The 24,096-nt window shown below is 49.3% G+C and carries 23 protein-coding genes; 6 read left to right on the top strand and 17 right to left on the bottom strand.

What is annotated here, in order from left to right; translation table 11 throughout:
- Positions 1–11 precede the first annotated feature (11 nt).
- The 11 genes from H6570_02605 to H6570_02555 all read right to left on the bottom strand — a co-directional run bounded on the left by H6570_02605 (position 12) and on the right by H6570_02555 (position 13,270).
- Positions 12–1,046: a SusE domain-containing protein gene (locus tag H6570_02605; GenBank protein MCB9318146.1), complete on the bottom strand. Its 1,035-nt coding sequence runs from the start codon at positions 1,044–1,046 to the stop codon at positions 12–14.
- Between the two features lie 18 nt (positions 1,047–1,064).
- Positions 1,065–3,266 (bottom strand): RagB/SusD family nutrient uptake outer membrane protein, encoded by a 2,202-nt coding sequence (locus H6570_02600; protein MCB9318145.1) that lies wholly within the window; start codon positions 3,264–3,266, stop codon positions 1,065–1,067.
- Between the two features lie 18 nt (positions 3,267–3,284).
- The gene (locus H6570_02595; protein MCB9318144.1) at positions 3,285–6,155 is read right to left on the bottom strand and encodes a TonB-dependent receptor; all 2,871 of its coding nucleotides are present in this window, start codon (positions 6,153–6,155) and stop codon (positions 3,285–3,287) included.
- A gap of 457 nt (positions 6,156–6,612) precedes the next feature.
- Entirely contained in the window at positions 6,613–8,076 is a 1,464-nt protein-coding gene (locus H6570_02590) for a glycosyl hydrolase 53 family protein (GenBank protein MCB9318143.1), read from the bottom strand.
- Positions 8,036–8,602, bottom strand: coding sequence for a TetR/AcrR family transcriptional regulator (locus H6570_02585; GenBank protein ID MCB9318142.1), 567 nt, complete (start codon positions 8,600–8,602; stop codon positions 8,036–8,038). Before H6570_02585 ends, H6570_02590 begins: the two co-directional genes overlap by 41 nt.
- An 82-nt stretch (positions 8,603–8,684) precedes the next feature.
- Positions 8,685–9,206 carry a putative metal-dependent hydrolase gene (locus tag H6570_02580; GenBank protein MCB9318141.1) on the bottom strand — a complete coding sequence of 174 codons (522 nt, stop codon included), beginning with the start codon at positions 9,204–9,206 and terminating at the stop codon, positions 8,685–8,687.
- Positions 9,207–9,221: 15 nt separating this feature from the next.
- On the bottom strand, positions 9,222–10,325 hold the full coding sequence (locus H6570_02575; protein ID MCB9318140.1) for an amidohydrolase family protein: 1,104 nt from the start codon (positions 10,323–10,325) through the stop codon (positions 9,222–9,224).
- Between the two features lie 86 nt (positions 10,326–10,411).
- Positions 10,412–11,920 (bottom strand): sulfatase, encoded by a 1,509-nt coding sequence (locus H6570_02570; protein MCB9318139.1) that lies wholly within the window; start codon positions 11,918–11,920, stop codon positions 10,412–10,414.
- Positions 11,921–11,936: 16 nt separating this feature from the next.
- Positions 11,937–12,584: a DUF2461 domain-containing protein gene (locus H6570_02565; protein MCB9318138.1), complete on the bottom strand. Its 648-nt coding sequence runs from the start codon at positions 12,582–12,584 to the stop codon at positions 11,937–11,939.
- A gap of 49 nt (positions 12,585–12,633) precedes the next feature.
- On the bottom strand, positions 12,634–12,834 hold the full coding sequence (locus H6570_02560; protein MCB9318137.1) for a helix-turn-helix transcriptional regulator: 201 nt from the start codon (positions 12,832–12,834) through the stop codon (positions 12,634–12,636).
- Positions 12,824–13,270, bottom strand: a complete 447-nt coding sequence (locus tag H6570_02555; protein MCB9318136.1) for a hypothetical protein — start codon at positions 13,268–13,270, stop codon at positions 12,824–12,826. Before H6570_02555 ends, H6570_02560 begins: the two co-directional genes overlap by 11 nt.
- Before the next feature lie 162 nt (positions 13,271–13,432).
- On the opposite strand from H6570_02555, the gene H6570_02550 reads away from it, so the two are divergent.
- Positions 13,433–15,784 (top strand): hypothetical protein, encoded by a 2,352-nt coding sequence (locus H6570_02550; GenBank protein ID MCB9318135.1) that lies wholly within the window; start codon positions 13,433–13,435, stop codon positions 15,782–15,784.
- 67 nt (positions 15,785–15,851) lie between these two features.
- Here the strand turns inward: H6570_02550 and H6570_02545 are convergent, their stop codons facing one another.
- From H6570_02545 to H6570_02530, 4 genes are all read right to left on the bottom strand, one after another.
- Positions 15,852–16,430 (bottom strand): DUF3365 domain-containing protein, encoded by a 579-nt coding sequence (locus tag H6570_02545; protein ID MCB9318134.1) that lies wholly within the window; start codon positions 16,428–16,430, stop codon positions 15,852–15,854.
- 152 nt (positions 16,431–16,582) lie between these two features.
- Positions 16,583–17,164, bottom strand: coding sequence for a DUF3365 domain-containing protein (locus H6570_02540; GenBank protein ID MCB9318133.1), 582 nt, complete (start codon positions 17,162–17,164; stop codon positions 16,583–16,585).
- Between the two features lie 76 nt (positions 17,165–17,240).
- Positions 17,241–17,690, bottom strand: a complete 450-nt coding sequence (locus tag H6570_02535; GenBank protein ID MCB9318132.1) for a hypothetical protein — start codon at positions 17,688–17,690, stop codon at positions 17,241–17,243.
- Positions 17,671–18,195 carry a hypothetical protein gene (locus tag H6570_02530; GenBank protein MCB9318131.1) on the bottom strand — a complete coding sequence of 175 codons (525 nt, stop codon included), beginning with the start codon at positions 18,193–18,195 and terminating at the stop codon, positions 17,671–17,673. Before H6570_02530 ends, H6570_02535 begins: the two co-directional genes overlap by 20 nt.
- A 101-nt stretch (positions 18,196–18,296) precedes the next feature.
- Here H6570_02530 and H6570_02525 point away from each other — a divergent pair, with 101 nt between their 5' ends.
- On the top strand, positions 18,297–19,316 hold the full coding sequence (locus H6570_02525) for an aldo/keto reductase (GenBank protein MCB9318130.1): 1,020 nt from the start codon (positions 18,297–18,299) through the stop codon (positions 19,314–19,316).
- Positions 19,317–19,374: 58 nt separating this feature from the next.
- Here the strand turns inward: H6570_02525 and H6570_02520 are convergent, their stop codons facing one another.
- Positions 19,375–20,910 carry an amidase gene (locus H6570_02520; protein MCB9318129.1) on the bottom strand — a complete coding sequence of 512 codons (1,536 nt, stop codon included), beginning with the start codon at positions 20,908–20,910 and terminating at the stop codon, positions 19,375–19,377.
- 224 nt (positions 20,911–21,134) lie between these two features.
- Between H6570_02520 and H6570_02515 the strand changes: the two genes are divergently transcribed.
- Positions 21,135–21,419, top strand: a complete 285-nt coding sequence (locus H6570_02515) for an osmoprotectant transporter permease (protein ID MCB9318128.1) — start codon at positions 21,135–21,137, stop codon at positions 21,417–21,419.
- Positions 21,420–21,433: 14 nt separating this feature from the next.
- On the opposite strand, the gene H6570_02510 is transcribed toward H6570_02515, so the two are convergent.
- Positions 21,434–22,309, bottom strand: a complete 876-nt coding sequence (locus H6570_02510) for an aldose 1-epimerase family protein (protein MCB9318127.1) — start codon at positions 22,307–22,309, stop codon at positions 21,434–21,436.
- Positions 22,310–22,495: 186 nt separating this feature from the next.
- Between H6570_02510 and H6570_02505 the strand changes: the two genes are divergently transcribed.
- The 3 genes from H6570_02505 to H6570_02495 are packed head-to-tail and all read left to right on the top strand — an operon-like array spanning position 22,496 to position 24,092.
- Entirely contained in the window at positions 22,496–22,801 is a 306-nt protein-coding gene (locus H6570_02505; protein MCB9318126.1) for a winged helix-turn-helix transcriptional regulator, read from the top strand.
- Between the two features lie 58 nt (positions 22,802–22,859).
- Positions 22,860–23,096, top strand: coding sequence for a TM0996/MTH895 family glutaredoxin-like protein (locus H6570_02500; protein MCB9318125.1), 237 nt, complete (start codon positions 22,860–22,862; stop codon positions 23,094–23,096).
- Positions 23,097–23,114: 18 nt separating this feature from the next.
- The gene (locus H6570_02495) at positions 23,115–24,092 is read left to right on the top strand and encodes a permease (GenBank protein MCB9318124.1); all 978 of its coding nucleotides are present in this window, start codon (positions 23,115–23,117) and stop codon (positions 24,090–24,092) included.
- The last annotated feature ends 4 nt before the right edge of the window (positions 24,093–24,096 follow it).

Below are 24,096 nucleotides of genomic sequence, written 5' to 3'. Positions count from 1 at the left end.
GGTAACACCTCTTAGTTTTTGGTTACGGTATACGTATAAACCGGAACATTCAGGATCAGCTCGATGGTATAGTTACCAGCTTCACCAATTACAATGTTGGCACCGTCGTAAGACAATTTCTTGTTGGCATTGTCATCACCGAGGTTCACACCCCAGTCGTCATTCGCACGGAATTTAATATCGCCGGCGACGAGGTCCAGTGTGATGCTCCAGATACCGGTTGCCGGATCAAAGGTCATGTTTTGGTCGGAATCCCATCCCGCTGGTGTAGCCGAACCGATCAGGCCCCAATCTGTCCGCAATATGGAGTACGTCAGTGCATTCAGGTCCACCTTCAGACGGTATACGCCAGCGACCGGAGCTATGATATTGGCTCCATCTTTATCCAGCGTTCCATCCGCTCCATTGTCCCCGTAGTTGACATCCCAGCTTGGTCCATTGGTGAATTTAAATTCGGTATTGTCATCCGGGAAGTTGATGAATCCCTCGAATTTGCCATTGCTTTTCTGATCATAAATGACGGTGGCGTCATCCGCAGGATTCCAGCCCTGATAACCGCCGGGAACATGCAATACAGCGTAAACAATCTCTGCCTCGTAAGGCGTAACATTAAAATTCAATGGTTCAGACACCACCGGTGCAACATCCGGATTCACCGTGGCGGTGACCCGCGCAGCCATCGCCGTCTGAGTGCCTCCACCAATCCCCTTTGCCAGTAAAACACTATTGATCTTATCATTGATCACATCCAGGGAGGTTGCATTCATGATCCCCAGAGACACCGGATCTGAAAAATTGTTGCTTGCCAGATCCACCTCAAGGTTGTATGAAACCGCGGCTTGGAATCCATATTCCACCGGGGTCCAGGTAAAAGTGCCGAAATCCTGCAGCGCCTTGTCTTCAGTAATCACAAAATTGGATCCTGCAGCCGGGCTGGTAATAGTCGGAGGGCTTCCGACTTGTATCACCGGGCCAAAAGCCTCGTCCTGGCATGCCGAAAATAGTGCGAACAACAGGAAGGTTAGATAGACTATATTTTTGGTCATGGTATTACGATTTAAGGATTAATAACCAGGGTTTTGAACCAAATTGGGGTTTGCTCCGATGTCGGATGCCGGAATCGGATAGACGTTGTATTTACTATCCGTAGCCGTACCACTCTTCACCCCACCTTTCCAGGGCCATACGTAATTGCCGGAACTGAATTTGCCAAAGCGGATCAGGTCCGTACGACGGGTACATTCCCAGAGGAATTCCCGGGCACGCTCATCCAGCAAGAAATCCAGATTCAGATCGGCCTGGGTGATGTCTCCCGATGGGCCTTTGTAGGCACGCTCTCGGACCAGGTTGACGTATTGTACTGCAGTAGCCATACTACCACCAGCGCCCCCGCGAACAACAGCTTCCGCATACATCAGATAGGCATCAGCCAGACGGAACAGTGGAAAGTCGGTATCCATAAAGGTCAAATCGGAACCTGCCTGTCCATTGGACCTGAGGTTCGTAAATTTGGCGACGGCATAACCTTCAACAAATTGAGATATGTCATCGATCTCCAGCGACTGTCCGTCGGTGTAGAACATGGCACGGCTGTCAAAACTAGCCAGTGCTATGGAATAGGTGTATCCGGTAGGATTCAGGAATAACTTCAGGATATAATTCCCGGCCGATGGAATGACTATATTATCGCCGCCGTATTCCAGCAGCCCATCTTTGCCATTGTCTCCCAGGTTGATATCCCATCCGTCATTGGCGCGGAACTTCACATCCCCGGCTACCAGGTCAAGCTGAATCGTCCAGGCACCTGCTTCAGCGTCGTATGTCATATTCTGATCGGAATCCCATCCTGAGGGTGTTCCGGACCCGATCAATCCCCAGTCGGTTTTAGTGATCGTATAGGTCAGGTTGTTCATGTCAACATTGACCTTGTACATGCCGGCATCTGCTGCAACAATATTATCTCCTCCGGAATCCAGGGTTCCGTCAGCACCGTTGTCTCCAAAATTGACATCCCAGTTCGGGCCGGTGGTGAATTTGAATTGGGTACCTGCATCCGGGAAATACAAATATCCTTCGAAATTGTTATCGCCGTCAGGATCAGCCAGAACGGTCGAGGTGTTACTGGGGTCCCATCCCTGGTAAGCACCAGGTACATACAGTGCTGTAAAGTCCGTACTGCCTGCGTTAGGACTAACCAGGTCGGTACCGGAACCTATCGCCGGGAATTTCGAAACGATGGCGCTGGTCGTACGGGTACCACCCCATCCACCGTCGATACCAAAGTCTGCGGGCTTCATACTACCACCAACAGCTGCATGGACGACAAAAGTCATCCCACCCCAGGTCCGGGTGTTTACTCCATCAAATTCGATGGGGAAAATGATCTCATCGGAGGTATTGTTGTCAGCCATAAACAATTTGGCATAGTTGGATTCCAGTGAGAAACCAGCATCTACAACCTTTTGTGCATAGGTGATACACTCACTGTATTTAGGTGTACCGATGTGGGTTTCTGCATTCAGGTACATTTTAGCAAGCAACATCCAGTCCGCTGCCTGATCGGCACGACCGTACACATTGGTACGCGGTGCTTTAAGCTCCGGTTCGATGTCCAGCAATTCACTTTCAATGAAACTGAACAAGTCCGGTGCCGTGATTTGCTCCGGAAAGAAAGCACCAACTTTATCCTCTTCAGTCACAAAAGGTATATTGCGGAACATGTCAAGGGCATGCCAGTAAGACAGAGCACGCAGGAACCTGGCTTCTGCACGGAACGTCTTTACATCATCCAGCAGGGTGCCACTTACACCTCTTTCGCTCAGCTTCTCATCCGTTGTTTCACGCAAATACTCATTACAGAGAGATATCTGGTAAAAGATCCGATTGTACATGGCAGCAATAAACTCGTTATTTGAGTCCCAATCCTGTTCGTGAAAATCTTTGATGTTACCGTCATTCCACGCAATGACTGCTTCGTCCGTAGACAATTCCTGGGCTTTCCAGTATTGTCTGAGGTAGGTGGAAAAACCTTCGTCAATCCCGCTGATATCGGGCTGACCGGCTGGGCCTTGCTGTCCACTTACTGCCAATCCCGCATACAATTTAGCCAGAACCTGTTCGTAAGCCTGGGGGTTGTCATACACGGTGGCTGAGGTAATCTCGTCCGTATCGAGTGGAACGGTATTGAGGTCTTTGAAACACCCGGTACCGACCAGCATCAGGGCAGAAAGGACGAGGAATGATTTTATATATATGTATTTTCTCATCGTTTACTATTTAATGGTTTAGAAGTTGACATTCAGACCCAACAAATAATTCACCGGTCTCGGATAGAAGTTGTTGTCGATCCCACCCGCAATTTCCGGGTCGATACCGGTATAGTCGGAGATGATCAATGGGTTCTGAACCGTAGCATAGACACGGATTCCACGCAAGCCCAGGGCTTGGTTAAACTGGTATCCGGCGGTGATGTGATCTATTTTCAGGAACGATGCATTTTCTATAAACCGATCACTGAAATAACGCGGATCCGTAAAATCATATGCAGCGTAATCGCTCAGGATATTGGTCAGGTAGTTGGTCGAGTGATAAACTTTACTGTAGTTGACCAGATTGGAGGCGACGTTATTGTAGACGTAGTTACCTACATTGGCACGGGCGGCCATTGCTACATCGAAATTTTTGATCCGGTATGAGGTCGTGAAACCAAAGAACAGATCTGGAGCCGGTTTCTGATAGTGGTAACGGTCATCCGGGGTAACTTGTCCGTCACCATTGCGGTCTACGTACAATCCTTCGATCGGAATACCACTTTCATCATATACCTGTTCGTATACATAAAATGAATTCGCAGGGTACCCCACACTGTGGATCTGGATGGTGTTACCCACACCACCGGAAATACCACCGGTATAAACGCCTGGATAGTTCGGGTCATCGGTTGCGGTCAAACGTGTGATCTTGTTCTTATTGGCCGTGATGTTGAACCCGAGATCCCATGACATATTTTCCTTCTCTACCGGAACAGCATTGATGGAAAACTCAACCCCACGGTTCTCCAGGTCACCTACGTTGGTGTTGATGAAGTTGGTCAGGTTGGTACCGGCAGGCACCGGAACGAAGTTGATCAGGTCCGTGGTCTTGCGGTAATAATATTCGATCGAACCGTACAGACGGTCTTTCAGGAAGCCATAGTCCAGGGCAGCATTGTAGGTTGCTGTTTCTTCCCACTTAATGTTGGCATCATAGCCATTCGGGCGCAACGTGGTGATGAACTGATCCCCAAACTGATAACGTGCATTTTCCTGGCTCGACAGATAGCGTGCCAGGTACGGATAATAATCCGATCCGATATCCTGCTGTCCGGTGACTCCGTAGCCCAAACGAACTTTTAAATTGGAAAGGGCCGATGCATCCCGGTTCTCAATCACTTTATACGCTGCAGCAAAAGCAGGGAATAAACCCCACCGGTTGTCCGGTGAAAAACGGGAAGTACCGTCCCGGCGCAAGGTACCGGTCAGCAATAGGTTCTCAGCAATCGTCAGGTTAGCCCGGCCGAACAACGATACCAGGTAATATTCCCGGGGATCCGTATTTGCTGCACTCAGGATTTCCGTTCCATCGACATTGGAGGCAAAATTGTAGTTGGAAACATAAAAATGCTGCCAGGAATAACCTCCCATGACATCCAGCTTCACGATACTGGACAGGTCTTTTACGTAGTTCAGATAGAACTCCAATGTGCTGTTCTTTTTGTTTTGGGAATATTCTCCGCTGTAACCACCATCTGAGAAGGTGAAGGAAGCCAGTTTAGGGACGAAGTTCGTACCGGAACCATCGGAATAATCATAACCCAGGTTCAAATTCGCACGCAGGTCTGGCAGAAAATGCATCCGGTAGTCCACGCTGGCATTGACCAGATAGCGGTTTACATTGGAATGATTATCCCTCAGCTCCAGCAATGCCAGGGGGTTAGCTGGTGCCAGGGTATTGGGGCGGCCGTCAACACCTAACCATGTGAAATAGCCTCCGTAATCGTTTTCGGAATCGTAAACCGGTTGCGTCGGGTCAAAGTTAATCGCTGATCCGATAGCACCCCAGTCTGCAAATTGGTTCTTGGCAAACATACCTTTCAAACCGACATTGATCTGCAGGTAGTTGTCCAGTAAACCCGGTGACAGGTTAATCGCTGCCGTGGTCCGGCTGAAATTGTCCGTTTTCAACAAACCGTCGCGATTGGTATAGCCCAATGACACCCGGTAAGGGATCTCGCCTACACCACCCGATAAACTGACATTGTGGTCGTGCCCTATAGCGTTCTGAAAGATCACATCCTGCCAGTCGGTGTTGTCATTTCCCAGTAATCCCAGCGCCGCATGGCCGCTCGGGTAGCGGGCATTGACAAAACTACGGTAGTCATCGGCTCCTAAGACATCGATGGATTTTGCCCGGGTGCTTACCGATACGTTACCCGAGTAATCGACCCGCATTTTATTCTTAAGACTACCTTTTTTGGTCGTGATCAGAATAACGCCGTTGGAGGCACGGGAGCCATAAATAGCGGTAGCAGATGCATCCTTAAGGATGGTAAAAGTCTCTATGTCATTAGGGTTAATGGCATTGAGCGGGTTCCTCAAACCGGAAATGCCATCTGTGGCAACCGGAATCCCGTCAATAACCACCAATGGATCGTTGGTAGCACTCAGTGATGATCCTCCTCGGATACGGATGGTAGAACCTCCTCCGGGGTCACCGTTGGTGGTAACCTGGACGCCGGCTATTTTACCGGAAATCAATTCCTGAGGAGAACTGATCGCACCCATGTTAAAATCTTTCGAACTCACCGTCTGCACCGATCCGGTAGCATCTTCCCGCTTGACGGTACCATAACCGATCACCAGCACCTCATCCAGGGTGCTACCCACAGCCAAACGAATGGTGAGATTTAGTCCTTGATCCAGGGATACGATTTGATTTTCATATCCGGTATAACTGACTTCCAGCTGGGTAACGTCATCCGCTACCGTCAGGCTAAAACTGCCGTCAATATCCGTGACCGTACCGATCGAGGTATTGGGTACACGGATGTTAGCGCCAATCAAGCCTTCCCCTGTTTCGTTGTCAAGCACTGTACCGGTTACGGTTTTTTGTGCCATCAAACCAGCGAGGACAAAGAAGAAAATCAGAAACGTACTTAGACGTCTAATTGTAACGCTCATATCCACTAATTATTAGTTGAAGAATTTATTGTCTTACCTGCTTCCCAATAAATCTACCTCATTGGCAAGCCGGTCAAAAGTATCTACATTCTGAAGCTATCCGGCTATTACATATGTATTACATGTCAATCAAGCGTTGCCCGGTTTCATTTCGCTGCCTGAAATAGGATGATGGTAATCACTTCTCGATGTGATTCCTGTCAAAACCCGGTAACTTACTGGCATTTAAAAACATATAAAGTCATTCACCCGGCGTGGAAGCGAATTGATCTTAGAGGAAAGAGCGAATAAGCGTGCTATTACAAATCTTAAGTGTCACACGAACACCTATTACAGCAAATTAACCTGAAGGGACAAATGTAACAGGTAAGGAGAGCAGGCAAAATGATCTTCGTCACAAGCCGATCCAATGCAAATTAGTCGCTATGACCTGTTGCCGGTGGAGCAGGATGCAGGTGACCCATCCCGGCACGACTCCAGGCAACGACACCGTTTTCTCATAACTGGTACCATTTAACGAATTAAGTGATCCGGACTGAAGTATCCGGCCTAACGGATCAACCACCTGGTAGGAATAGCTTGCATCAAAAGGCAGGTTATTTGAGCGGAATATGCATTGTCGCTGCTGAAACGTGATTGTAAATCCATTTGGGATATCATCAGTGACCCGGACAGATGAGGTGGTATAATTAAAAAATTTGATCCCGCCGTCGACCAGCAGATTGTTGTCAAAGTCAAAAAATGCAGCATTCTCGTAATGCGACCCCTGGGCCCAATAGGTCCGGCATCCTGAGGATACCCAATCCGGCTCCCAGTAAATAACACCGGTACCACCTTGCCGGTATACTTCCCTGGTGAGGTCTATCATCCATCTTGCTTGCTCTTCCGGGGATGATGGGGTGTATCCTGGGGCAATTTCATTGAGCACGTTTACCGCCTGGTCATGGGAAGAAGTGGTCCAGATACATCCCGTCTCCAGGATCATGACCTCTTTATCGCTGTAGTGCTGCCTCAGCCGGGAGATGACCTGACCTGTCTCCGCGATGGTAACCGGTTTGTGGTAAGGCCAGTAATAGGATAAACCAATGATATCAAAATCCGTCACCCCATGACTGATAAAACCATCCATGTACCATTCTACATTCTGGGGGCCGGCAATATGAAGCGCTATCCGGATCTCCTCTCCGGTTTCCGCAGATATTTCCCGCACCGCCCGTATGGCCGTATTGAACAAAGGGGCATTGCGTGACCAATCCAATTGCCATGGTGCATTTACGCCCGTTGCCATCAGGATATCCCGGTTTGTTTCGTTGCCTATCTGTACCATTTCCGGCAGCAATCCGGATGCATCAAGTTGCAGCAGTGTCTCACGGATGTAGTTATAAAGGGAATCTTCCAATACCGGCAGGTTATTGACAATGTCCGCCCAGGCTTCGGGAGCCCATTGCCGGGACGGATCAGCCCAAAAATCACTTAATTGGAAATCCAGCAGCACCTGCATCCCATAATCTTTAGCCCGCCGGATACTCTTCATCACATCTGGCAGGTCGGAATAACGTTTCCCCTGATTCAGCTGGTCGTACCAGGATGGATTATGCCAGAGGCGATATCGTGCCAAAGCACAGCCATGATCCGCAAATATGCTGTACAGGTCCTTCGCTTCATTTCCTTCCTGGTAAATGACTCCACAATCCTCCATTTCATTCACATACGAGAGATCTGCACCCAGCAACAAGTCCTGGGCATGCAGCGACATACCCCAACACAGGATCAATCCCGTCCGGGTCAGACGACGTAAGAGTGCTTTTTGGAACATGTCAGAGGCGTAAGGCGTGCCAAATGAATTGATATCCGGCATGATTGTAATGGTCTTTTTCGACCAATACCTCGGTCTCCATGATACAGCGAACCGTGGTTACAATGTTTGCGAATAACAAAGGCAACAATTGCTGGACAGCGATTTCGCGAACCAGCCCTTTGCGCATGGCCTGATCGAACCAATGGACCAGGTCTGAAAACAAGGCATCCGTTTTAGCCTTAACCTCTTCGGTGAAATGGCTGGAATTAAAATATTGCTGGGCAAAATCAAATGCAGCCTCGTGAGCCAACCAGAACTGTGTCGACGCCAGGTATAGACTTCTCAATGCTGCTTCCGAAAAATCATCCTTATGATCACGCAAGACTTTTTTCAAGGCATGCATATGATCCGTCTGAACGGACTGATAGGCGGCTTCCAGCAGATGCCAGTGGGTCGGGAAATAACCACCCAGTACCGAAGGGGTCACATTGGCCTCCTGCGCTATCTTTGCTGATGATGCACCTTCCAGTCCATATTGACTGGTCAGGTGGATCGCAGCCTGAATGATCTCTTTTGTCTTATCCATAGGGCTGAATTCACCGGGCTAAGTTAATCCGATCTGCCATTCGATGCTAAAATTTTGAATGTTATACCTGATTTTCTTTCGGTCACTGGTCCGCCAGTGCCTGGCGGATATGGGCCAGGTGATGCCGGCAGTGCCAGTCGTAAAGGGCCAGCGCGACATCCAGGCGATAAGCCCTGTTGTTCTCCGGATGGATGTACTCTCTGGACCAGTCTTCCGAAAATAGACTTTCCAACAATGTTACCCAACGGGCGTGGATGCCTTTCAGGATCCCCAGCGAAACCTCCACCGGTAATAAATAATCGGCCTGCTCAGCCCACCGGTCTTCGTAGTAAGGTTTGATGGTCGGCGTATCTTCCGTCAGGGTTAATTTAAACCGGATGAAGCTATTAGTATGACTGTCAGCTACATGATGCACAATTTGCCTTATTGTCCAACCACCCGGTCGGTAGGTTCTGGCCAATTGATCATTATCCAGATCGTGGACAAGTGCACGCACCTCTTCAGGAAATGCCGACAAGGTTTTAATAAAGCGTTCCCGGTCTGCTTCATCGACAATATCAGGGCTCTGAAATGGGCCAATCGGAAAACGAAGATCTTTTTCCATGCGGTTTTGTTGCGACTAATTTTCTTGGGGATATTGATCCGGATCCAGGCCGGGGACGATTTTTAAGGCATTCTTATAGTACAGCTTCTCCAGCACCTCATCGGGAAGATCCAGGCCGTACATCCGCCAGAAAGCATGGTATCTTTTGTAATAAGGGAAATATTCATCCGCCGTCTCCAGGACCCTGAAATAAGTATGATACTCTTCCGGATTGTACGAGTCTTTGCCAAAAAGGACACGATCCTGGTATTTGGTAAGAAAAGCCTTTGCTGCCCGGGGCTGACGCCCTAACTCCGCGATAACCGCGCCTATTTCCGTGTACATGTTCGGCATGGCGTCCAGAAGCTGACCCAGCGTATCCAGATTGTTGGCAAACCATCCCAGGTGTGCATTGATAAAAGTGGTGTTCGGGTGTTTTCTGAAAATATCATGCTGTTCGGAGATGATCTGCTCCCAACTGGCTTCAAAATCGGCACGCCTGCGTCCCGAACGTACCTTTAACTCCAGCCACCTTTCGTTTTGTTCGTCCCAGGGTTGCCAGAAAGGGGCGGGGTCGGCAGCATGGATCAGCACCGGCATACCCAGTTCGCCGCATTTTTCCCAGACGGGATCCAGTCGCGGATCATTGATCGCGATCCGTTTGCCTTTGGAATCTTTATTATCCATCCCCTGGGATTTGAAGATCTTCAGTCCGCGGGCTCCATTGTGGTAATCATTTTCCAATTGGGAAACGGTGCTTGCCGTAAAATCGGGATCGTCAATGCTTCGCAATTCAATATTGGCAAATACGATGAACCGGCCCGGTAGGTACCGCTGTGCACTGTCTACCATATTTTTCAATGGCAATCCGGTTCCTCCGCTCAAATTGATCATTGCCTGCATATGCAATTCGTCCATCTCCCTGCCCAGCTTTTCGAAATAAGCCCGGTCCAAACCACGCCAATGATGACTGTGTACATCAACGAAAGGAAATTTAGCCCGGCTGGTGGGATGCTCCGGCACCACCAGGGTGGAAGGCGGATCGTATTTCTCCCAATCCATCACGTCTGAGCTGGATTGCTGGGCATTCATAGACACATAAAAACCAAGTAACAGGATTGCTAAGGCAAGCGATTTCATAGGCATAACAGATTGTTGTTTCAGACTAAGTTAGTTTTTATCTGCTGATCAGCCATCGCTGATCACACTTTATCGGGTAAATGCAGCTATTTGGCTTGTCCCGGAAGATCAAAAAGAGCGCGGAGATATTCAGGCATGTGCGCCTGCAACCGGGGCATCAACTCCCGGACAATATCCGGAGACCCCGTGGCCAGATTTTGTGACTCATTCGGATCTTGCTGATAATCAAATAACTCGGTATAGATTTTTCCGTGATCCAGGTACTGTGTCAGCCGGTATCGATTCGTCCGCATGCTGATTCCTCTTTGCCAGAAACTGAATGCAGCCGCAGAAGGATCGTCGGGTTCTCCCTTAAGATTCGCAAGGAGGGACTTACCTTCCGCAAAATCTGGCATCCCCTGCCCCAACACTTCCAGGATAGTAGGAAAGATATCGATCGTTTCTACCGGCTGCAGAATGTGCCTGGCTGGTAGCGTATCAACGGGAAGGTTCATAATCAAGGCACTGCGTAATGCATATTCCGACAGCGTATGTTTTCCCCATACGCGCTGATCTCCCAGATGCCATCCATGGTCTCCCCAGATGACGATCAGCGTATGGTCCCTGAGGTGACGATCATCGAGTGCCTGCATCAATAACCCGATCTGTGCATCAATATAGCTGACACATGCCGCGTACGCCCGTCGCAGATCATAGGCATAGGCTGCCGAAGCAGGGTGTTGGAGATCAGGATGCTCCTGAACCGCCAGGTATTGATTAAACTCTCCGCTCGCGTGCAGGCTGGACGGATCTGCGCCGGCAGGGACATCCTGAACCGGAATCGGTGGCAGCGAGTCCCCGGCATACAGGTCCCAGTATTTTTGTGGTACCGTCCAGGGCAGATGCGGCTTATAATAACCAACCCCCAGAAAAAAAGGATTACCGCAATTTTGCAGGGTATCCAGCAGAGACAATGCTTCCCTGGTTATCATCCCATCCGGATATATGGTATCCGGCCCCGCTGTCACCTCGAATGGCGGCACCTCTTTATGCCTGCTCTGTCGGTTGCTGCCATCGGCATAGCCAAAAAATGCATTCCACCCGGTACCCCAACGCCCATAGACCCGTGGTTGAAGGTCCCAACTATACGGTAATTCTTCCACCTCGGAGGGATCGTCTTCATAACCATAAACCCGGCCATCCGGTGCGTGGGTGATCTTTCCTACCGCAGCAGTCCGGAAACCTTTATTTCTGAGCAGTTGAATGAAATTTTCAGGCATCACTCCTTCCGGCTTCCCGGCGGTTAACCGGGCAAATACATCGTTAGACAGATGATCCGGAGTGGCCGGTCTCCGCCCCGTGAGCAGACTGTACCGGGATGCCCCGCAGGTAGGCACCTGCACATATTGCCGGTCAAAAACAAATCCTCTGGCAGCCAACCGGTCCAGATTTGGCGTATGCATGTAGGGCAGGTTGTAACAGCCCAATTGAGGCCTGAGATCATCGATGGCAATGAACAGGACATTCAGCGGAGGTGTAACTTTTGGCTGGAGTCGACAACCCGTCAGAATGATGATCCCAAAAATCAGGATCTGTGCTCTTGGCATCTTTATCATGATGTTGGGCTTTGGATTAGGACGTAAGCACCCCGGTCATGTAGTCAAAGTAAGGCCGCATGGCAATATAGGTCTTCACCACTTCACCGGGAAACTGCGGCGACACAACTTCTGCATCGGTAAAGGGCCTACGAACGATCCAGGATTTCATGCGAATGAGATCGATGGCCGGATCGTCATTGGTGAATCCCCGGGGAGCAGATTTTAATGCTTCGCCCTCCAGTTGTCCAAAAAGCTGCACAAAAGCCGGGTCTGCCAGGATCTTCCGTATTGGGCGGTCGTCTGCCGAAAAAGCGGACCGGATCAACAAGGTGTCCGGGGCATTCGGGCCAAAAAATCCACCGCCAACAAATGAACCGCCGGGCTCCAGATGAAGATAATAACCACCTCTTCGCTTTGCCGTAGCTCGCGACATGCTTAAGCCAAAGTAGTTTTTGTATGGAGATTTGTCTTTGGAAAACCGGGTATCCCGATAGATACGAAAGAGTTTGATCCCATCCAGAACATCGACCTGGTTCATGGCATGCCACAAACTGTTCTTAAAGGCCTCCAGGTTTTCTTTAGTGGCTTCGTACCAGTCCTTGTGTTCCTGAAACCATTCCCGATTGTTGTTGACCGTAAGTTCTTGCAGAAAGGCGAGCGTCGGGACTTCGATGGGAGTCATGGTGCGCTATTTTCGAATTAAGATACGAATGCCTTTTTAACCCTGCCCCTTAATCTTCGTCTTCCAGCTCGAAAAGTTCTTCTACCCGGACTTTAAAATACCGGGCCAACTTAAGTGCCAATACGGTCGAGGGAACGTATTTGTTACGTTCGATAAAATGGATGGTCTGCCGGGACACGCCAATGATTTGCGCCAAATCTTCCTGGGACAAGTCGTGCATGGCTCGATGGATTTTCACCTTATTCTTCATCTTCCCGCTGCCTCCTCCAGGATCGTTTCATCCATTCGTAACAAACGATATAGATGATGAGAAATGAAAACAAATTATAGATTAATACGGATAAAAAAGCATCGCAATAGACCGTCCAAACGACTGCAAACAGCAAAATGGAGTAAATCCAGCTGGCCCGGATAAGCGCTTCCAGGCGAATGAACCGAGTCCCTTCATCTTCAAATTTCTCCTTGCTGAAGCCAATTGCGATAAGGGCAATCCAGACCAGTGAAAAGGCCAGTTCATCGGTCAGATCCTGCGTACCGCAAAAGATATCAGAACCTCCCAATTCGATCACCAATCCGGGGATCTTATAATCAAAATGAAGGACCATAACACCAAATACCAGTGCCGGCACCAGCAGGATCCACCCGGGCAGCCGAAAGCGATGAGGTAACAACCATTGTGATTTCATTGAATGTTGATTTTGTAAAGTTATTTTTACAAATGTAAAGTATAATTAACTTTATGTGCAATAGATTTAACATTCTATTTTTCAAGTTTTATAAAAATCACCCAAAAGGTTGATGGCCCACAATGGCAGTTGTACATATTTTTGCCTGAAAGTCAACGTTTTATGAAATTTATTTTTACACTGATATTTGCCGTATCCTGTTTCTTTCTCCAAGCAAAAGTATATTATGTTAAATCCGATGCTTCCGGATCCAGCAATGGATCCAGCTGGATCAATGCCTACAAAGACTTACAAAAAGCCATCGACGCCGTCCCGGCAGGCTCAGAACTATGGATCGCAGAAGGCACCTATCATCCGGCGGCAAAATCCAAGCCTTACCTCATTAAAAAATCATTGCGTTTATATGGCGGATTTACCGGCAAAGAGTCAAAATTGGAAGATCGTGACTGGACCACTTATTATACACGACTTTCGGGAGACCTGACAGGTGATGATATTGAATCGTATACGGAGCACCGCTCCGATAACGCTTACCATGTGATGGAGATCTCGCTGTCAGGCGGAACGGTATATCTTGATGGAATTTATATCACCAATGGAACCGGTAACCCCAACGGTAACTCAACCAATTTATATGGGATTGGCGGAGGGATCCTCGTTTCCGGAGACCTCGAAATGTCACATTGTTATTTCCTTTACAATACAGCAAATTATGGTGGTGCAATTTTGTTGTTAAAGGGATCGATCCAGATGGAAGATTGCCAACTCCAATACAACCATTCCGCCTATGCCGGCGGAGCGGTCTATCAGCCCAACAATTCCACCTCTTTTAGTGCCACGAACTGTACATTCAAATACAATTCAAGCGATGATACCGGGGGAGCCTTTTCCACTAACCTGGCTAACATCAGCTACCTCACCAATTGCCTCTTTGAAGAGAATAAAGCGGCGCGTGGCGGAGTCATCGAAGTTACCTTTGGTGCCAAGGTGACCTGTACCAGCTCCAACTTCAACTCAAATTCAGCCAGCTATCTGGGAGGAGTCCTTTTTGTGAATGGTTCGAACTCGACACTGACTGCGGTAAAATGTGATTTTGAAAAAAATACCCAGTGCTGTAATGAAAATGGAGTCGGCGGCGGCGTGGGGGTAGTTGCCTACGAAGCGCTATTGAAATTTGACCGATGCAACTTTAAATACAACACTACGGAAAACCTGGGAGGGTGCTTTTTGATGGTGGATGCCGACATGGCTGCGGATCGGTCCGATTTTACGGATAACGAGGCTGGCTCCGGCGGGGCAATCTATCTTGCGAGGGAAGAAATAAACACCTCTTTGTATATGACTGATTGTGACCTGTTGCGAAATAAAGCATCGTTTTCAGGGGGCGGCATTTACAATCAAAGTGGCTATTTATCCGCCAAGGGGGGCTTTATCTCTAGCAATTCGAGCGATGAATACGGAGGTGGAATAGCCTCGTATGGGCCATACAATAAGGTAATTCTGGCCGACATCCGCTTCCAACAAAATAAATCAACCGTGATAGGGGGTGCAATAGACCTTGATGAAGACGCAGCATGCACCATTGAAGACTGCTCTTTTGAAAAAAACAACTCTGGCCAGGGAGGCGCCATTGCATCAACCAACGACGCCATGAAGAGCAACTATGGGGTTACGATCCGCCGCTCGCACTTTACTCAAAACACAGCCACAGAAGGGGGAGCCGCCGTGTCCATGTTCAATCACAACCTTTGGATGGAAAACTGCCTGGTGGAAGAGCATGATATTCGTGGCTCGGTATACGATGGCATTATCTACCTTAACGACTACGATAATTATGACGACTCAACCTTTCTGATCAACAACACCTTTGCAAACAACACAACAAACAAGGGATTTATCATTGAATTCCAGGAAGGTGGGGATCAGAGCCGCTTAATATTACAAAATAATGTATTTGATAACAATGGCTCAGAGATAGGATTGGAAGCGGGCAAGTTGTCCGTAACTTCCAGGGGCGGCAATGTGTGTGCATCCGATAAAATGGATCGGTGGCTTACGCACTCCAAGGACAAAACCAATCGTGATCCCAAACTAGGAACGGAATATAATTTATTAGCTGGGAGTCCGGCAATTGATGCCGGAGTTGCCGATCGTGCACCCCAGGATGACTTCAATGGCAACAGCCGCGAAGGCGCTATCGATGCCGGAGCCTTTGAAGCAATCGGGTTATCTGCCATCTTCATAACGGCGCCTTGGAAGGGTAACCTGGAATTGCTTGGCAATCCGGTCACTGATCACGCAAACCTCCGCATCACTACCCAATCCGCCGAGCAGATCCGAATTGAGTTGATTGGTTCCTCCGGACGGATTGAATCATCCTGGCATGAATTCAAATCTCGCGGCAATCAAACCTTCCTCCTTCCCTTGCCCACGGTCTCATCTGGCAACTATTGGTTGCGCGTTTGGATCGAAGACCAATATCGGTCCATACCCTTACTTATTCATGGTCAATAGACGTTTCATCCAACGGGAATAAGGAGCCCAACGTGAGTTGGCTGCCTCTTCCATTTCCGAAATGTAATTATTGGGCCATATCCTTAAAGGTCACTTTCCACAGTCCCCGCACATCACCAAGCTTGTAACCGGTCGCCTGATCATCCGGATAGAGCGTATGAATAGCGGCCAGTGTACTGTCGGTTATGTCAACACCTGGCTGTCCGTGACACTGTAAACAAGCTGGCATACTCAACAAGATCGGCTGGTAATAGATAACGTGATCATTCCGGACAAGTACCGTATCTCCCTGCACTTTTCCGTTGACATAAGCTTCGATCAGCGCCAATTCTTCCGGTCCATCGGGTTTGTTGGCTACATTCCGGATTTTATTCGACGTCCTCCCGATAGTGCATTCATAAACCCGATCGAGACTGTCAATCTTTGGGTTATCGATTGGATGCATAAATTGCAGGGCGTATTCTGTCCCACCTTCATTAAGTGCATCATTGACTTCCTGGAAAAAAGTTTGTTGAGCAAGTGATGCTACTTCCTTGCCTTTGGCGGAATAAGCTGCCAGGTCTTTGGAAGAATCCGGGCTTCCGGCTTGTGGCCCGCAGGCGAAACATATGGATAGCACTGCGAATGAAAAGACAATTTTTTTCATGGAACACAATTTTCCCAATTTATTGGAGGTTCCATCAGAAATAACATGATATAGATTGGCCGGCTGGATGGTATATATCAATAACCTGCCGGATCCCGGATCAAAAACGGGGTTATGACCAGATGTGTCGGAAAATCAGCAACTCCGAAACCTCATTGGTGATCTTCGCGGAAGGTGATCTTCCACAAGCCACGCACATCATTCATCTGATATCCGGTGGCCCGGTCCTCCGGGTAGAGTTCATGCAGCTTATCCAGTGTGGAAGTGGCAATATCGGTGCCCGGCTGTCCATGACACTTCAGGCAGGTCTCCAGACCGATTACGATGGGACGGTAAAACACGGCATTACCAGCCTGGCTGATCACGGTATCACCGACGATCTGGCGATTGACATAATCCATCATGAGCGATTCTTCTGCCGCTGTTTGCGGATGTTGATCGGGATTGCGGTTCCGGTCCGAGACACGCTGGATGGTGCAATGATATGCCTGCGATAGGCTATCCATGATCGGGCCGGCATTGCCATGGCAAAAGGGGATGGCATAATCCGGTCCGCCTTTTTGCAAAGCTGCCTTGACCTGACTCATCAGGTGATTCTGCGCTGCCGTAGCCACCTGCTCCCCTTCAGCATACCAATCCACTGCCACATTTGGCGCTTCTTCCGGTGATTTATCCGCGTTGGTGCAGGCCATTAATGACACAAAAAACATCAGCAGTGGTAATATCCGGACCATGGCTTGTTCATTTTATTACACAAAGAAAGTTAATCCTGACCTGGTATAGTGTGATACGTATTACGGGACGCCATCATCAGGTTGCCTTCTCTGGAGTACTGGCTATGCGACTACCGTTGCTTTTCCAGGGCCAGTTGACACATTGCGGCACATCTGTATAGAGCACCAGATCGGCTTTCCCTTTGCAGACCATCGTCGTCACCTGGTGGGATGCCAGTAACCTTTTCGCCGTCTCCAGCGTATGACCACTGACCGAAACATCATCCACCAGTAAAACATGCCGCTTAGGTACAGCAGACAGATAGAAGGGCTCCAGTAATTGAGGTTCCGCATATCGCGGTGCATTGAGCGGGTCACGAAAATTGAGCCATAGGATCCGCAAGTCTTTACCCAATTGGTGGGCGACCATCGCTGCCGGAACCACCCCGCCGCTACCGATACCGATAACCAGGTCAATGTCCTCCGGAAATGCCAGCATTTTCATGCGCTGGCTGATGGATGGAAAATCAAGTGTGACTTTGTTCATAACGTACAAATAGCAAGGTAAGAACTGTCAAAATCACCAATCCGGGTAAGGCATTTACAATCGAACCAGCCCAAAAAGTCCAGGGTGTAGTATCCTGAAACAAGCCAATCATCGGTGCCGATATGCATTTGGTAAGCACATATGCCAGCGGGCCACTAACCCAGATGAGCGCTCTGTTCTTAGCCAGTAACCAGACCCAGCTGGTAAAGATACCCAGCTCCAGGCTTAACAGCCAGACCAGTTCCCAAACCGGCATTCCGGTGATCAGATGATTGACAACAGGTGCCAATATACCGGCTAAAAATCCAACCCGCCATCCGAGCAGCAATACGCCAGCGAGTGGAGCATAAAACATAGGTAAGACCCGGGCACCTGCAGGAACCGGGCCACTCAATGGGATTAAATGAATGACCATTGGGGTAACAATGGTCAGTACCAGAACAAGTATGGTTTGAGGTATTACACCCAGATTCATCCATGTTGATCGTGTCTCCGTCGTATTCATAAGCAAACCTTTCGAGAGTGATCAATTGCACTTCAGCCAAGTTAAAGCATCTGCTGCAGAATGCTTAAATTACTACTTTCTTTTATCCTAATCATCACGTCATGCATTCTCGCCGAAAATTTATCGAATCGCTTATGGTACTAACTTCCGGTATGATGTTGCCATGGAGCAATGACCCAATCGAAGGGCAATTAAGCGGCAACCGGGATCGTCTGGGACCTCTACTGCCTCTGCGTAAGCTTGGATCAACTGGTCGTGAAGTCACCATGCTGGGTACCGGGGGCTATCATGTCGGATGGACCACGGAAAAAGATGCCCAGGCCGTCATAGAGCGCTCTCTGGAACAAGGCATCCGATTCTTTGACTCGGCTTACAGTTATGGTGACGGGCAGAGTGAGCGCCGCTATGGCAAATACCTGACCCCACTTTACCGGGATCTGGTGTTTATCATGAGCAAGAGCACGGCAACAACCTATGCCACCGCCCGCCAGGAGCTGGAAGAATCCCTCCGGCGATACAATGTGGACCATCTCGATCTGTGGCAGATCCATGCCTTGTCATCACCCGATGATGTCGATGCCCGCATCCAGAACGGAGTACTGCGCCTTGCTGAAGACGCACTCAAAGAAGGCAAGGTAAAACACGTCGGGTTCACCGGCCATGCCAGCCCCTACGCCCATCTCCGGATGATCGAACAAGCGGGTAAAAGTGGTTTGTTTTCCACCTTGCAAATGCCCATCAACCTGGTTGATGCCGCCAGTGAGCACAGCTTTGTCCGGCTGGTCATCCCCAAAGCCATCGAAGCAGGCCTGGGCTTGCTGGCCATGAAAACATTGGCTGATGGACGGTTTTTCCCTAAAAAAGTCATGGAGTCACGTACCGTCTGGACCTCGGACAATCCGGTTGTACCCAATCAGATCAGCGTGGAGGATGCCATTCATTTTGCCTGGAGCATGCCCATCAGCGTACTGATCACCGGAGCTGAAAATGTTGATTTCCTCCAGGAAAAAGTCGACCTGGCCAGGTCATTTATCACCATGGGCGAAAAAGACCGCTCGGACCTGATCGATAAACTGGTCCCCGTAGCAGAGGAAGGGAAGGTGGAGTATTATAAGGCGTAATAACGTATTTACGTATTTAAGTGTTTACGTGTTTACGTGTTTAAGTCTTCTTGCTAGCTCAATTCGACGTCTGCTGTCTGGCATCCAGTCTATGGTGAGTCCCTTGCTCATACCCAAAGGCGATCTCGATCAGGGTAGGCTCATCGAACAACCGGCCCAGAAACTGGATTCCCGCCGGTAACCCTTCCGGATTGAAGCCCATAGGCACGGTGAATGCCGGCTGGCCGGTGGCCGGTGCAATAACCTGACTGTTGTCGCCGCGATATTCCTCCTCAAACCGGTCGATGTGCGCCGGTGGATAATTCCAGGTTGGGTAAATCAGAGCATCAATAAGCTGATCGTCCATGACCTGCTCGATCGCTTTGCGAAAGGCCAGCCGCAATGGATCATCAAATGGGGTTCCACAAGGAATATCGCCTTCCGGACGGTCCAGGTGGCTGCGCTGGTATTCCAGCCGCCGGCGGGTATAGTCCGATTTGGTGCCGATCCGCAGTATGTCCTCAATAGTCTGTACACTATCGATCCGCGCCCGGTCCGCCAGATAGGTTTCGATATCGGTACGGAATTCTGCACACCACTGATTTTGTCTTAACGTGGCGAAATCCGGCACCTCCACCGAGTCCAGCACTTCGGCGCCCAATCGGCGCAGATCGTTAATTGCCTGCTCGAACAGCGGTCTGATACCCGGATCCATATCCTGAGTGAGTATGCGCAATACGCCTATCCGCTTGCCTTGCAGACCGTCTTTGCGCAAATAAGAAAGATAGTCCGGCTTGACATATCCTTCGCCGAAATAAGTCAGCGCATCTCCTGGATCCGGCCCTGCAGTAGCCTGGATGACACGGGCCGCATCGGTCACCGTACGGCACATCGGCCCACCGACATCGTTGCGCAGGTACAGTGGCACAATGCCCTGCCGGCTGATCAGCCCCAAACTCGGACGCATCCCCACGAGTGCGCAGTGGGAAGAAGGTCCCCGGATCGAATTACCCGTATCGGTCCCCAAACCCAACACCCCAATATTGGCGGCAATGGCAGCAGCCGTGCCCCCGCTCGAACCGGCTGGCACCCGGGTCGTGTCATAGGGATTGTGGGTAATGCCAAAGGTCGAACTCTGAGTGTGCATCGGGCTGAATGCCCATTCGGCCATATTGGATTTCGCCAGGATGATGGCACCGGCGTCGATCAGCTGCTGCACCATCCAGGCATTGGTCTCCGGAATAAAATTGACCAAAGCCATAGATCCGGCGGTCGTAGGCAGGCCGGCAGTTTCATAATTGTCTTTGACAATCATCGGGATCCCATGCAGCGGTCTCAGCGTACCGGTCTCTTTGAATTCCTGGTCCAGGGCGCGAGCTTGGGCCAGGGCATCCGGGTTGCGGTAGGTAATGGCATGGATAGCCGGATTGACGCTGTCCATCTGGTTGAAGTAAGCCTGAACAAGTTGTTCTGAGGTATATGTCCCTGCACGGTAGGCGGCGTGAATGTCTTCCACGGTGAGTTCTTTCAGGTCAATGCTGCGGGCAGGAGGGCTTTGATTACAGCTATTGACGATCAACATCAGGGAAATGATTAAGAAAACCGGAATCCGCATAGGACATTCTTTTCCTAAATATACAGGTTTCGTTCATACCCGGATCCGGGTCAGACCAGTCCCTGCCAGCATCTTATAAGATTTACATACAGAACAACTTTGGTTGGTTGAACACCGCTACTAAATGTATGGCAAGAAGCCAGCAACAATTTTTTTGTGGTGATCTCCGGGCGTTGTAATTTTCTATCCGAGAAATTTTGGTGAATAACCTAAACCGTTGGCATATGATCTTTTACCGGGTGCTTCTTTTCTCCGCCATTGCCGTCGCTCTGGTCATCTTTTATTTTTTTATTGTAGGTCTTGGTGATGGCTCGGTCAGCTCCCGCAATGGCACGTTGTGGTTTGCTTTCCTGGCAATAGCCAGTGGAGTGCTGGGCGGTGGGATATGGCTTCATCATCTGGGTTATACCGGATGGGCTAAGCTGGTTTTATCCATCCTGGCGGTACCGGGCTGGATCTATCTGTTCTATATCCTGCTGGTCGTTTTTTCAAAACCGCGCTGGAACTGATCCGATCAGGAAGCTTACACGATTTCCACCCAGTGTGTACAGGTAAACTCTGCTTTGCCAGGTAATGCGATGATACCATCTTTCAGGTGGAAAGGCCCCTCATAGTTTACTTCGTCTGCCACGCCATGCCAGGGCTCAATGCACACGAAAGGCGCTTCCTTGGATTTGGACCAGATACCCAGGTATGGAAACCCACTGAATCCGAATTTCCAGATCTCCTGGTCCTCCGGCCCGATGAGACTCAGTTCTTCCGACCGCAGACTGGCGAAGATCAGGGCATCCTGATCAAAGAGGTCATCGGTGATGGGTAACAACTGCGCATCATCCAGGATACGTGAAGTCTCTCCGGTCCGCAATCCGTCGGCTATCAATATCCGGTCTGTCGTTTCAGCCGTTTCGAATCGCAGCCCGTAGTCGCTTCTGCGGGTATCCGGCAGGACCGGCACATTGAATGCCGGATGCGCTCCCAGGGAAAAGAGCAACGGCTCCTCACCCGGATTGGAAATCTCATAGGTGATGTACAATTTATTTTTTTCCAGGGTATAAATGGCATCAAACTGAAATGCGAAAGGATACAGCTTTAAGGTCTCTTGCGTATCCTTCAACTGCAGTTTAATGGTCTTGTCATCCTGATGATCCACCACGAAGTCCATATCCCTTGCAAATCCATGTTGGGACAGATGATAGGCTTTGTCGTCCAGCCGGAAAGTATCATGAGCCAGTTTGCCGACAATGGGAAACAAGATGGATGAATGCCTTTTCCAATAGCGGGGATCAGCCTGCCAGAGATATTCCAGCTTGTTCTGATGGCTATAGATGCTGGCTAATTCGGCGCCGGTTTGCCGGATCCCAACACGCAGTTGTTCGTTTTGCAGAGTGAATGTTTGCATGGGCTAAAATTACATGGAAGAATTGTTACCTGCTTAAAAGAGCAGAAACAAAAGATCAGGTAACCGGTTAAACGTGGACTACGGCATCAAATTTCGACCAATTTAATGCCCGAAGACTCCTTCCTGAAAAAAATGAACCTGCAATTAAAATAAATCGTAGATTTGCGATGAACGATTGGATTTGTCATGAAAGTCCTCGCCGAACAAGTCATTACGGACAATTTCCAGGAGGAAATGGCACGCTTTGCCAAGGCGCTGGCCCACCCGACCCGTCTGGAAATACTCCGACTGCTCAGCTCGCAGAGCTGTTGTTTTACCGGGGACCTGGTGGAGGTATTGCCTATCGCCCAATCGACCATTTCCCAGCACCTGAAGGAACTGAAGAATGCCGGGCTGATCCAGGGTGAGATCAATCCCCCCAAAACCAAATATTGCATCAATCAGGAAAACTGGCGGAAGGCAAAATTGCTGTTTGCCGCATTTTTTGAATAGTTTTTTTTACATCTATAAATCGTTCATAGACGATGAACGATATAAAATATTAGACACCATGAAACAGGTGAAAATTCTTGGCACAGGTTGCCCTAAATGTCAAAAGACCATTGCCCTGGTCAAAGAAGTGGTCGCAGAATCCGGAGCAGATGTTGCGGTCGAGAAGGTGGAAGATATCATGGAGATCATGCGATATGATATCCTATCAACCCCGGCGGTAGTGGTCAATGAAAAAGTGGTCCTGGCCGGCCGCATACCCACCAAACCCGAGATACTGGACCTCTTGTCCAGGTAAATCAAACCTGTCTGGACCATGTTTGACTGGTTACAAAAAATAGCGGATGGGATCACCTACCGGTGGCTTCACCTCGAGCCCGGGAATCATCTGGCGGATGCCCTGAACTTCTTTATTTACGACAGCGTAAAGATCCTGCTGCTACTGACCTTCGTAATCTTTTTCATGGGCATCGTAAACAGTTATTTCCCCGTAGAAAAAGTCAGAAACTATCTTTCGCGCAACCGTTTTTATGGTTTCGAATACCTGATGGCATCGCTATTTGGTGTTGTCACCCCTTTCTGTTCCTGCTCTTCGGTACCACTTTTCATCGGTTTTGTAAAAGGCGGAATACCGCTGGGAGTGACCTTCGCCTTTCTGATCACCTCTCCTCTGGTCAATGAAGTGGCCATCGGATTATTCGTCGGGTTGTTCGGGTTAAGGGTCACGGCAATTTATGTTGTCAGCGGGATCATCCTGGGTATGACCTCCGGATTCATCTTGAGCAGGTTACGGCTGGAACGATACCTCACTCCATGGGTTCAGGATGTACTGGATCAAAGCCAAAAAGAAGAAAAGCATTGGCAGGCCAAGCCGGTGACCCTCCGGGAGCGGCTGCCGGGGATCTGGGCCGATGTCGTCAAGATCCTCCGGGGCGTTTTACCTTACGTCGTGGCTGGAATTGCCATCGGAGGTTTGATGCATGGATACATTCCGGAAGGCTTTTTTGAGCGCTATCTCGCCAAAGGTCAATTATTCGCCGTTCCGCTGGCCACTCTTTTGGCGGTCCCCATGTATTCCAATGCCAGTGGAGTCATCCCCATCGTACAGGTATTGGTAAGCAAAGGGATTCCGGTTGGTACCGCGCTGGCTTTTATGATGGCTGTCGTTGGGCTCTCCATACCGGAGGGGATGTTATTGAAAAAAGTAATGACCATCAAATTGATTGGAATATTCTTCGGGGTGGTGACGCTGTGCATCATCCTGTCCGGATATCTGTTTAACATCATTCTTTAAAAAA

Source organism: Lewinellaceae bacterium (assembly GCA_020636135.1).
Classification (GTDB): domain Bacteria; phylum Bacteroidota; class Bacteroidia; order Chitinophagales; family Saprospiraceae; genus JAGQXC01.
This window is presented reverse-complemented; position numbering and strand designations above follow the sequence as displayed.

What these genes read in the sequence shown, in the direction of transcription:
- H6570_02605 (MCB9318146.1), bottom strand. Translation starts at nt 1,046, where the DNA reads ATGACCAAAAATATAGTCTATCTAACCTTCCTGTTGTTCGCACTATTT.
- H6570_02600 (MCB9318145.1), bottom strand. Translation starts at nt 3,266, where the DNA reads ATGAGAAAATACATATATATAAAATCATTCCTCGTCCTTTCTGCCCTG.
- H6570_02595 (MCB9318144.1), bottom strand. Translation starts at nt 6,155, where the DNA reads ATGGCACAAAAAACCGTAACCGGTACAGTGCTTGACAACGAAACAGGG.
- H6570_02590 (MCB9318143.1), bottom strand. Translation starts at nt 8,076, where the DNA reads ATGCCGGATATCAATTCATTTGGCACGCCTTACGCCTCTGACATGTTC.
- H6570_02585 (MCB9318142.1), bottom strand. Translation starts at nt 8,602, where the DNA reads ATGGATAAGACAAAAGAGATCATTCAGGCTGCGATCCACCTGACCAGT.
- H6570_02580 (MCB9318141.1), bottom strand. Translation starts at nt 9,206, where the DNA reads ATGGAAAAAGATCTTCGTTTTCCGATTGGCCCATTTCAGAGCCCTGAT.
- H6570_02575 (MCB9318140.1), bottom strand. Translation starts at nt 10,325, where the DNA reads ATGAAATCGCTTGCCTTAGCAATCCTGTTACTTGGTTTTTATGTGTCT.
- H6570_02570 (MCB9318139.1), bottom strand. Translation starts at nt 11,920, where the DNA reads ATGATAAAGATGCCAAGAGCACAGATCCTGATTTTTGGGATCATCATT.
- H6570_02565 (MCB9318138.1), bottom strand. Translation starts at nt 12,584, where the DNA reads ATGACTCCCATCGAAGTCCCGACGCTCGCCTTTCTGCAAGAACTTACG.
- H6570_02560 (MCB9318137.1), bottom strand. Translation starts at nt 12,834, where the DNA reads ATGAAGAATAAGGTGAAAATCCATCGAGCCATGCACGACTTGTCCCAG.
- H6570_02555 (MCB9318136.1), bottom strand. Translation starts at nt 13,270, where the DNA reads ATGAAATCACAATGGTTGTTACCTCATCGCTTTCGGCTGCCCGGGTGG.
- H6570_02550 (MCB9318135.1), top strand. Translation starts at nt 13,433, where the DNA reads ATGAAATTTATTTTTACACTGATATTTGCCGTATCCTGTTTCTTTCTC.
- H6570_02545 (MCB9318134.1), bottom strand. Translation starts at nt 16,430, where the DNA reads ATGAAAAAAATTGTCTTTTCATTCGCAGTGCTATCCATATGTTTCGCC.
- H6570_02540 (MCB9318133.1), bottom strand. Translation starts at nt 17,164, where the DNA reads ATGGTCCGGATATTACCACTGCTGATGTTTTTTGTGTCATTAATGGCC.
- H6570_02535 (MCB9318132.1), bottom strand. Translation starts at nt 17,690, where the DNA reads ATGAACAAAGTCACACTTGATTTTCCATCCATCAGCCAGCGCATGAAA.
- H6570_02530 (MCB9318131.1), bottom strand. Translation starts at nt 18,195, where the DNA reads ATGAATACGACGGAGACACGATCAACATGGATGAATCTGGGTGTAATA.
- H6570_02525 (MCB9318130.1), top strand. Translation starts at nt 18,297, where the DNA reads ATGCATTCTCGCCGAAAATTTATCGAATCGCTTATGGTACTAACTTCC.
- H6570_02520 (MCB9318129.1), bottom strand. Translation starts at nt 20,910, where the DNA reads ATGCGGATTCCGGTTTTCTTAATCATTTCCCTGATGTTGATCGTCAAT.
- H6570_02515 (MCB9318128.1), top strand. Translation starts at nt 21,135, where the DNA reads ATGATCTTTTACCGGGTGCTTCTTTTCTCCGCCATTGCCGTCGCTCTG.
- H6570_02510 (MCB9318127.1), bottom strand. Translation starts at nt 22,309, where the DNA reads ATGCAAACATTCACTCTGCAAAACGAACAACTGCGTGTTGGGATCCGG.
- H6570_02505 (MCB9318126.1), top strand. Translation starts at nt 22,496, where the DNA reads ATGAAAGTCCTCGCCGAACAAGTCATTACGGACAATTTCCAGGAGGAA.
- H6570_02500 (MCB9318125.1), top strand. Translation starts at nt 22,860, where the DNA reads ATGAAACAGGTGAAAATTCTTGGCACAGGTTGCCCTAAATGTCAAAAG.
- H6570_02495 (MCB9318124.1), top strand. Translation starts at nt 23,115, where the DNA reads ATGTTTGACTGGTTACAAAAAATAGCGGATGGGATCACCTACCGGTGG.